The sequence below is a fragment of the Caulobacter sp. 17J65-9 genome, from assembly GCF_010975005.1.
GTDB lineage: Bacteria > Pseudomonadota > Alphaproteobacteria > Caulobacterales > Caulobacteraceae > 17J80-11.
The window spans coordinates 1-8,369 of record NZ_JAAIVC010000162.1 but is presented as its reverse complement, the minus strand read 5'-3'; the positions used below and the strand labels follow the sequence as shown (position 1 = coordinate 8,369).

Below are 8,369 nucleotides of genomic sequence, written 5' to 3'. Positions count from 1 at the left end.
GATCGAGCGGCTGGACGGCGCGCTCAAGGCGGCCGGGGCGCTGGCCGCCGACGGCCCGGCGGCGACGCTGGAGACCGGCCTGAAGGCGCGCTGGTTTCCGGCTGAACGCTTCCAGTTCACCGGCGGCGGCGCGCACGCCCCGCCCGGCCCGGCCCGGCGCGAGCTGGCCGAGGCGGCCGGTTTCCTGGTGTACGGCCCCTACCAGCGCCTGCCGTCGGGCGCGTGGGAGGTGCTGTTCGACCTGGCCTGGGAGGACGTCGAGGACGGTGACGGCGAGCTCACCTTCGACGTGGCGGCCGGCCCCCGCCTGCTGGCGGAGCGCCGCTTCGCCGGGCGTCCGCCGGTCGGCGCGGCCGAACGCAGCCTGCGCTTCCGCCACGAGCACGGCGACGAGCCGCTGGAATTCCGCATCGGCGCCACCGGCTACCGCCGCGGCCGCCTGCGCTTCTCCGGCGCGGCGGTGCGGCCGGTTTAGCGGTCAAGCTTCCTTCTCTCCTTGCGGGAGAAGGAGAATTAGGTCGCGCTCCCCTCCCCCGCCGCGTCGACGCGGTCGAAGCGCATCACGAAGCGGGCGCCGGGCGCGTTGTCGCGGGCCTCGAACTCGGCCCCCAGCTGGCGGACCAGACCGGAGACCACGCGCATGCCCAGGCTCTCGCGCGGTTCGCTGAGGTCGAGGTCCGGCGGCAGGCCGACGCCCTGGTCGGCCACCTCCAGGGTCAGCCGCTCGCCGTCGGCCGACAGGGTCACCTCCACCGGGCCGCCCCCGTCCGGATAGGCGTACTTGAAGGCGTTGGTGACCAGCTCGTTGACCAGCAGGGCCACCGGCACGGCCCGGTCGGTGGCCATGACGACCTGCGGGCCGGCGAAGGTCAGGGCGTGGCCGTGGGCGTTCTCCTGCAGCTTGTCGCACAGCGAGCGCAGGAAGGCGCCCAGCTCCACCTCCTGCACGTCGGGCTGGCGCCACAGCTGGTCGTGGATCTGGCCGATGGTCTGCAGCCGGGTCTGGGCCGCGGTCAGGGCCTGGCGCACCTCCTCGTGCTTGGCCGCGCGGGCCTGGAGGGCCAGCACGCCGGCGACCAGTTGCAGGCTGTTCTTCACCCGGTGGCTGACCTCGCGCACCAGCATGTCCTTGTGCTCGAGCGCCACGCGCATCAGCTCTTCGGCGCGGCGGCGGTAGGTGACGTCGAAGGCGATGCCGACCACCAGCACCGGGCGCCCCGGCCGGGCCAGCACACGGCCGCGGGCGGCGATGTAGTGGACCTCGTGGTCTTGCGGAGAGGGCACCTGGATCTCGACGTAGAACTCGCCGCTCCCGGACGGATCCAGCGTGCGGCGCACCGCCTGTTCGATGGCGACCTGGTCCTTGGGCCCGACGCACTGGAGCAGGCGCTCGTAGCTCATCTCAGCGTCGACCGGCAGGCCCAGCAGCCGCATGCAGCGCGCGTCCAGATGCAGCTCGCCGCTACGCGGGTCGAAGTCCAGGACGCCCATCTCGGCCGCGTCCAGCGCCGCGTGCAGGCGCTGGCGCGTCTCGGCCAGGTCGCCCGCCACCCGCGCGCGCTCCAGCGCGCCGCCCAGCAGGTTGGCGACGCCCTGCAGGAAGGCCACGTCGGCCTCCTCGAACGCCCCCGGGTCGGGGCTGTCGACCTCCAGCACGCCGAAGGGCGAAGCCTCGGCGCTGCGGATCAGCACGTTGATCGCCCGCTTCACCCCGTGTTCGCGCAGCAGCTCGGGCGTGCGGAAGCGGGTCTCGTCGGTCAGATGGTTGGAGATCACCGGCTTGCCGGTGTGGAAGGCGAAGCCGGCCGGGCTCTCCAGGTCCGCCCCCAGCGTCGCCTCGCCGACCACGCCGGGCTTCCAGCCCACCCCGGCGCGGACCAGGAAGCGCTTCTCGGCCGGGCGCCATTCCAGAACCTTGGCGAACCGGGCGCCCAGGCCCTCCGCGCAAAGCTCGCAGGCGCGCTGCAGCAGGGCGTCCAGGTCGCGGGCCTCCAGCGCCATGCCGCCGAAGTCGGACACCACCGCCTGCTGGCGCAGCCGCCAGGCCAGCTCCTCGCGCCCGGCGCCCTCGTCGATCCGCCGTTCCGCCTCGCGCGTGGCGGGGCGGGGCGAAGGCTCGAACGGGGCGGGTTCGGGGGGCCGGCTCATGCTCGCGCTGCTGGGCTCGAAAGCGAAATCGTCCGCTGCGGGTTAGGTTCCCGCGGCGTGGCGGGAAGAGCGCGCTAAGCCACTGCTTTTCCGAAAATTTCCAAACGCAGCGTCATCCCGGCCGCAAAGCACGCGCAGCGTGCTGGAGAGCCGGGACCCAGCAAACGCTACGCTTGTTGCAGCGCGGGTGTTCTCAGCGTCGAGGTCGAGTTGCTGGGTCCGGGCTCTCCGCGCTTCGCGCTCCGGCCGGGATGACGGAGCAAAAAAGAAGGGGGCCGTCAGGCCCCCTTCCCCGTCTCAAGTTCAGCCTGCCAGCCTCAGTCCACGTGGCCGTCGCGGGTGTGGCCTTCGCCGTGGGCGTCGGTCTTCGCCTCGGCGTTGGCGTTGGAGCGGTTCCAGGCCTCGCCGCCGTCCGTCGTGAACCAGAAGGGCTTGTGCGGAGCCTTGCCCATCTCGTCCATGTTGGTGTCGAACACCCGGCCGTTGGCGATCGTGTAGCGGATCGTGTGGGTGTTCTTGATGTCGTCCAACGGGTTGGCGTCCAGCACCACCAGGTCGGCCAGCTTGCCCGGCTCCAGCGAGCCGATGTCCTTGTCCATGCCCAGCGCGCGGGCGCCGTTGATGGTGCCGACGCGCAGGACCTGCATGTTGCTCATGCCGCCCTGGGCCATCATCCACAGCTCCCAGTGCGCGCCCAGGCCCTCACGCTGGCCGTGGGCGCCCATCTGCACCGACACGCCCAGATCGTTCAGCTCCTTGGCGGCGCGGGAGATGTCGATGTGGTTCATCTCGTCCAGCGGGGCCTCGACGTGCCGGCGCGAGCGGTCGTCCAGGATGCGCCGCGGCACGTACTTGGACAGGATCGGGTCGGCCCAGACGTCGGTCTCCTGGTACCAGTAGTTCTCGCCGGAGTTGCCGCCGTAGGCCACGATCAGGGTCGGCGTGTAGGCGGTGCCGCCGGCCTTGCTCCACAGCTGCTTCACGTCGTCGTAGATCTTGGCGACCGGCAGCGAGTGCTCCAGCGTGGTGTGGCCGTCCACGACCATGGTCATGTTGTGCTCGAACAGCGAGCCGCCTTCCGGCACCACGCTCATGTCCAGCTCGCGCGCGGCCTCGATGATCTGCTGGCGCTGCTCGCGGCGGGGCTGGTTGTAGCTCTTCACGCTGAACGCCCCGACCGCCTTGAGGCGGCGCAGGTTGGACAGCGCGTCGTCCAGGCTGTCGACCTTGACCGTGTAGGCCGCGGTCGCGCCGTACAGGATGGTGCCGGTCGAGAAGATGCGCGGGGCGACGATCTCGCCCGCCTTGGACAGTTCCGAGGCCGCGAAGATCTCGGAGGTGTCGTTGGACGGGTCGTGCAGCGTGGTCACGCCGAAGGCCAGCGCGGCGTAGTTCACCCAGCTTTGTTGCGGGATGATCTCGTCCGAGCCCATCGCCCCGTGCCAGTGCGCGTCGATCAGGCCCGGAATGATGGTCTTGCCCGAGACGTCGATGGTCTTCATCCCGGCCGGCAGGGTCGTGGCGGCCAGCGAACCGACGCTCTCGATGCGGTTGCCGTCGACGACGATCACGCCGTTCTCGATGACCTCGTCGCCCTTCATGGTGATGATGCGGGCGCCGACCAGGGCGTAGCGGCCCTCCGGCTTCGCATAGGTCGCCTTGAAGCCGATGTTGACGCCCTTGTCCTGGACGCCCGGCAGGTCCTTGGGCGCGCCGTCGACGAAGGCGAAGGCGTCCTTCAGCTCGCGGGTGAAGAGCTCAGGCCCGGTCGACCAGCTGAGCGCCTTGCCGTCGCCCGACCAGTGCAGCCAGTCGCCGGCGTCCTTGGACACGCGGGTCACCGGCATGGACTTGTTGTCCGGGCCGATGTCCACCGTCTTGCCGGTGGCCGGGAACGGGGCCACGAACGCGTTGTAACGCTCGGTCCAGGCCACGTACTTCTCGTCCGGGGCCACGGCGAAGTCGGTGGCGGCCGTGGTCATCAGCCAGGTGTGGGCGTCCGAACCGTCGACCTCGATGGAGCGCAGCGCACGCTTCTGCTCCGGCTCGTAGGTCATGAAGAACAGCCGGTCGTTGCGCGCGCCCCACTGGGGCGACACGCCGTCCTTGGTGACCAGGGTCGACTTGCCGCCGGCGGCCGGCACCGTCCAGATGCCGTCCTGGCGACCCCACACGGCCGGGCGCAGATAGCCGTCGGCCGAGGTGCGGAAGGCGATGGTCTTGCCGTCCGGCGAGAAGCTGGGCTCCAGGTAGTGACCCGGCTTTTCAGTGACCACGCGGCCCGCGCCGCCGGCGGCCGAAACCACCCGCACCGTGCCGTAATCGGTGTCCGACCAGGTCGAGTAGACGATCGACTTCCCGTCGCGCGACCAGGACGGATACAGCTCGAAGTGATCCTTCTGGCCGGTCAGGCGCTTCGGCTCGCCGCCGCCCTTCAGGTCCTTGATCCACAGCTTGCCCAGCGCCTCGTAGACCACCTTGGAGCCGTCCGGCGACGGCGAGGTCCAGCGCAGCATCTTCACGTCGAAGGTGTCCGGCGCGACCTCGACCTTGGCGCGCACGGCCTCCTCGACCTGGCGGGTCGACTTCACGTGGAAGGGAATGTCGGCGACCTTCTTCGAGCCGACGTCGATGCGTTTGATCTTGCCGCCGGCCCAGAACACGATCGACTTGTTGTCAGGCGTCCAGGACATGCCCGGGTACACCCCGTGGACCGCCCAGGTCTCCTGCATGTCGCGGTCCAGGCCGTCATAGACCGGCGTCTCGCGGCCGCTCTCCAGGTCCATCACGTACAGCACGGACTTGTAGCGAACGCGGCGGATGAAGGCCAAGGACTTGCCGTCCGGCGACGGGGTCGGGCGGATCGAGCCGCCCGGGCCGGTGACGAACGGCTCGACGTCGCCGGTTTCGCGATCGAGGCGACGGATCACGTAGATCTGGCTGTTCGGGTCCTTCGAGTACTCGAACTGCCCGCCCGGCGTGGCGTCGTCGGAGAAGTAGACGTAGCGGCCGTCCGGCGAGAAGGCCGGCTCGTTGGTGTCCTTCTGCTCGGTGCGCTTCTTGGTCAGCTGCAGGCCGTCGCCGCCCGAGCGGTGGTACAGCCACATCTCGCCCGCGCCCAGCGAACGGGCCGAGGTGAAGTGCTTGCGCGCGACGATGTATTCGCTGTCCGGCGACCAGTCGGCCTGGTTCAGCAGGCGGAAGGTCTCCTTGGTGACCTGACGCACGTTCGAGCCGTCGCGGTCCATGATCCAGATGTTGTCGCCGCCGCCGCGGTCCGACGTGAAGGCGATCCACTTGCCGTTCGGCGAATAGCGGGGCTGCATGTCCCAGGCGACGCCGGTGGTCAGGGCCTTCGCCTCCCCGCCCCCGATCGGCATGACGTAGAGGTCGCCCAGAAGGTCGAACGCGACCTCCTTGCCGTCCGGGCTGACGTCCAGCGACAGCCAGGTGCCGGTGGTGGTGTCGATGGTCACGTCGTGGTGCGGCCCGGGCGGGTTGTTGACGTCCCACTTGGGCTTTTCGTCCGCCTTCTTGTCGGCCGCGGGCGCCGCCGCCGGCACGGGCGCGGCAGGCGCCGCCTGGGCGTGCGCCAGCGAAGCCGACACACCGAACGCCGCCGCGGCCAGCACGGCGAGAGACACGCGTTTCATGATCATCCGTCCCCGACTCTGAATCGTTTTGCCGCCACCTTAGCGGGGAGAGCCCGCCGGCGCGCGTGCGTTTGTTCAGGGACAAGGGCTAGCAGCCGGGACTGCTAGCGGCACGTTACGGAGTTGTAACGGTGGGCTCGTCGGGAGCGGTGCTCACCCGTATCTGAACCGGGGCTCGATTTCCCGAACCTGCATCAAAAGGAGATCTTCCGCCTTTCGAGGCAGTGCATTCGCCCGTCACGAAAAGGGTCGATTTCGATACCCGCGACGCAACGCTAGCGGCTACGTGTTCGGTGCGGTTTTGCGAATAAACTCGGCGCGGTATCGCTGTTTCTCGGGTTCCGTCGATGGCCACGCCGTGATCAACCGGACGAGCTCCACCTCGTCATCACTGAGATCATTGTACACGACGGTAATGTGCCTGCCGTTCACCATGCCAATAGCTTTTAGACGCTCCTCGCCGACAGAATGCGACTTGTCATGAACTTCGTGAATATAAATGTCACGGAAGACCAGCTCGGCCCCCTCGAAGTCCAACTTGTGATTTGCGAGATTTGCCGCCGCCTTCTCGTCGTGCCAGCAAACTTGGATTTCGTCGTCGCTCATGAATGCCCCGCTGCTGGTGCAATTACGCCGATCCGCGACAAGTCGAGCCCCCATGGGGGGAGCCAGCAGCCAATCCATCCGGTCAGCCGCCCCGCATCAGCACATCATTTTTTGGTCGTTGGGATGATCGCTGGAGCTCGGGCCAGGAGCTCCTTCTCTAGCGCATGAGCCGCCATGATGACCGTATCTAAGGGGTGCTCAGCGCAATAATTGTCCATCCACGCGCTAACAGAAGCGATATCGACAGTGGCGAGCATATCTCGCTCTCTCAACGAGGATCGACCACTGATAAATCCGAGCACCCAGTTCAGCGTCAGCGCCTTATCGATGGCAGTATACGGCGAATGCTTCGGCCACGCGCCGCAACTCATTTCGCCCATGTAGCTGAATTTCACGCCCTGAGCCTGTGCTGGCGCACTCGACCCGGAAATCGCCAACGCTGCCGCGAATACCACGGCTACGAGCCGGTTGCGCTTATTGTCTTTCATGCCCCCTCCGTTCCAGCAGCACGTTCAATTCAGGTCGTCGGCGCAGGCCGCTTCTTGTTCGCGCCAGCTGTGGACCAAGTCGCGTACCTCTTTCGCTGGATGCCGAACTTCTCGCAGACTCCCTTGTCGATATCGCAGGCGACGTCGATGCAGTTTTTGGAGAGGCGAGCGAATACATCCAAGTCGCAGTGAAATTGCTTGCCGCTGCGAAACTTGAAGCCCATGTGGTTCTTCACGCGCGAGAGAAACAGGTCATTCACAACGCCTCGGTTGTGAGTGAGGATGTTTCTAAGCTCGATGAAAATTAGCAAAAGGTGCTTCTGGTCATCGTCCTTGAACGTCTCAATTCCTAGACGGTCACGCATATATTCCTCCATCTGGAGGATGCCGCCGTAGGAAAGCGAATTGATCCGCTTGTCAACCAGATAAGAGACGATGTCCGAATAGCGCTTGAAGGCGAGCACCTCATCCAGGCGAATTGTCTGGGAGGATTTCAAGAGTTCCGGCCGCTTATTGATCGCAGCCTGAATGATTTCTGAATAGTAACACAGGAAGCTGTTTGTCGCAGACAGCACCATGTTCTTGGATTGGTGGGACGAAAAACGCGACAGCTGATTGAGGACCAAATTCGGCTTCTCAAGCGTCTTCTTGTAGCGCTCGGCATCCTCGGGCGAGATGGTGCTAAGCGCCTTTGCCGCGCGCATACGGCCCTCGTCGGCTTGGCCCACGAGCTTAATGACGAACATGAAGAAGTTCGCCGCATCATAGTAATCAACGAAGAACCGGTAGAGGGCCGCCGAACAAATCCGGTCACCCCTTGGGGTAATGGCACTGAGGAATAGTTTGTACGTGTCGCGTTCTTCCGTCGACAGGTCGTCATCAAAAGGCACTTGCGCCGCCCCTCCCGCTCAGATTGCAAGATGCCGCTTGGTCGCTCCGGTGTCCACCAAAGGGACAGGCATTGAACCGGCTTCGCAGTGCCCGCCCGCACTGCTACACACAGGGCTCACATACGGCACAGACGCTCGGCGCTAAGCGCTAAGCGCTTGATTTATATGGACGCGGGGAGTTTCCCTCCGTCTCCGCGGCGCGGCCGCGACGCCCTCCTTACTCCCACCTGCAAGTTGCCACCTCGTCCCCGACGCCCCAAGGTGACGCCTGAAAGCTCCGGGGGGACCAGCTGATGCGGTTGCTCGTCGTCTGCGTCGTCGCCCTCGCGGGGGCGCTGGGCCTATGGGCCGCGGGCCAGTTCGGCTGGCGCTCGCCCTTCCCCGTCGCCTGGGACGCCGTCGCCTATGGGGCGATGGGCGCCGTGCTGGCGTCCGGGCTCGGGTTCATCGCGCGGCGGCCTGATCGCAAGGCGCCTGGCGCGCCCCTCGAAGCCCTGCTGGCCGACGTCGCCGCCCGCGCGGCGGCGTTCCGGGCCGGCGCGCACGCGCGGCCGCATTCGCCCCAGCGCGACTATCCGCAGGCC

At 67.0% G+C, this 8,369-nt stretch carries 7 protein-coding genes; 2 read left to right on the top strand and 5 right to left on the bottom strand.

Annotated features, from left to right (window positions below; genetic code table 11):
* On the top strand, window positions 1–475 hold a 475-nt coding region (locus G3573_RS17955), incomplete at its 5' end, for a hypothetical protein (protein ID WP_163263067.1).
* Between the two features lie 38 nt (window positions 476–513).
* Here the strand turns inward: G3573_RS17955 and G3573_RS17950 are convergent.
* The 5 genes from G3573_RS17950 to G3573_RS17930 all read right to left on the bottom strand — a co-directional run bounded on the left by G3573_RS17950 (window position 514) and on the right by G3573_RS17930 (window position 7,785).
* On the bottom strand, window positions 514–2,148 hold the full coding sequence (locus tag G3573_RS17950) for a histidine kinase dimerization/phosphoacceptor domain -containing protein (RefSeq protein WP_163263066.1): 1,635 nt from the start codon (window positions 2,146–2,148) through the stop codon (window positions 514–516).
* Between the two features lie 317 nt (window positions 2,149–2,465).
* Complete coding sequence (locus tag G3573_RS17945; RefSeq protein ID WP_163263065.1) at window positions 2,466–5,801, bottom strand: amidohydrolase family protein; 3,336 nt, start codon at window positions 5,799–5,801, stop codon at window positions 2,466–2,468.
* Between the two features lie 282 nt (window positions 5,802–6,083).
* Window positions 6,084–6,407: a BrnT family toxin gene (locus G3573_RS17940; RefSeq protein ID WP_163263064.1), complete on the bottom strand. Its 324-nt coding sequence runs from the start codon at window positions 6,405–6,407 to the stop codon at window positions 6,084–6,086.
* A 104-nt stretch (window positions 6,408–6,511) separates the two neighbouring features.
* Window positions 6,512–6,895, bottom strand: coding sequence for a hypothetical protein (locus G3573_RS17935; RefSeq protein ID WP_163263063.1), 384 nt, complete (start codon window positions 6,893–6,895; stop codon window positions 6,512–6,514).
* 29 nt (window positions 6,896–6,924) lie between these two features.
* A complete protein-coding gene (locus tag G3573_RS17930) occupies window positions 6,925–7,785 on the bottom strand; it encodes a hypothetical protein (RefSeq protein ID WP_163263062.1) in 861 nt (286 codons plus the stop codon).
* Window positions 7,786–8,078: 293 nt separating this feature from the next.
* On the opposite strand from G3573_RS17930, the gene G3573_RS17925 reads away from it, so the two are divergent.
* The coding region (locus tag G3573_RS17925) for a hypothetical protein (protein ID WP_205598346.1) at window positions 8,079–8,369 on the top strand (291 nt) is incomplete at its 3' end.

Excerpts from the sequence above, each read along its gene's own strand:
- G3573_RS17950 (WP_163263066.1), bottom strand. The coding sequence starts at position 2,148 with ATGAGCCGGCCCCCCGAACCCGCCCCGTTCGAGCCTTCGCCCCGCCCC.
- G3573_RS17945 (WP_163263065.1), bottom strand. The coding sequence starts at position 5,801 with ATGAAACGCGTGTCTCTCGCCGTGCTGGCCGCGGCGGCGTTCGGTGTG.
- G3573_RS17940 (WP_163263064.1), bottom strand. The coding sequence starts at position 6,407 with ATGAGCGACGACGAAATCCAAGTTTGCTGGCACGACGAGAAGGCGGCG.
- G3573_RS17935 (WP_163263063.1), bottom strand. The coding sequence starts at position 6,895 with ATGAAAGACAATAAGCGCAACCGGCTCGTAGCCGTGGTATTCGCGGCA.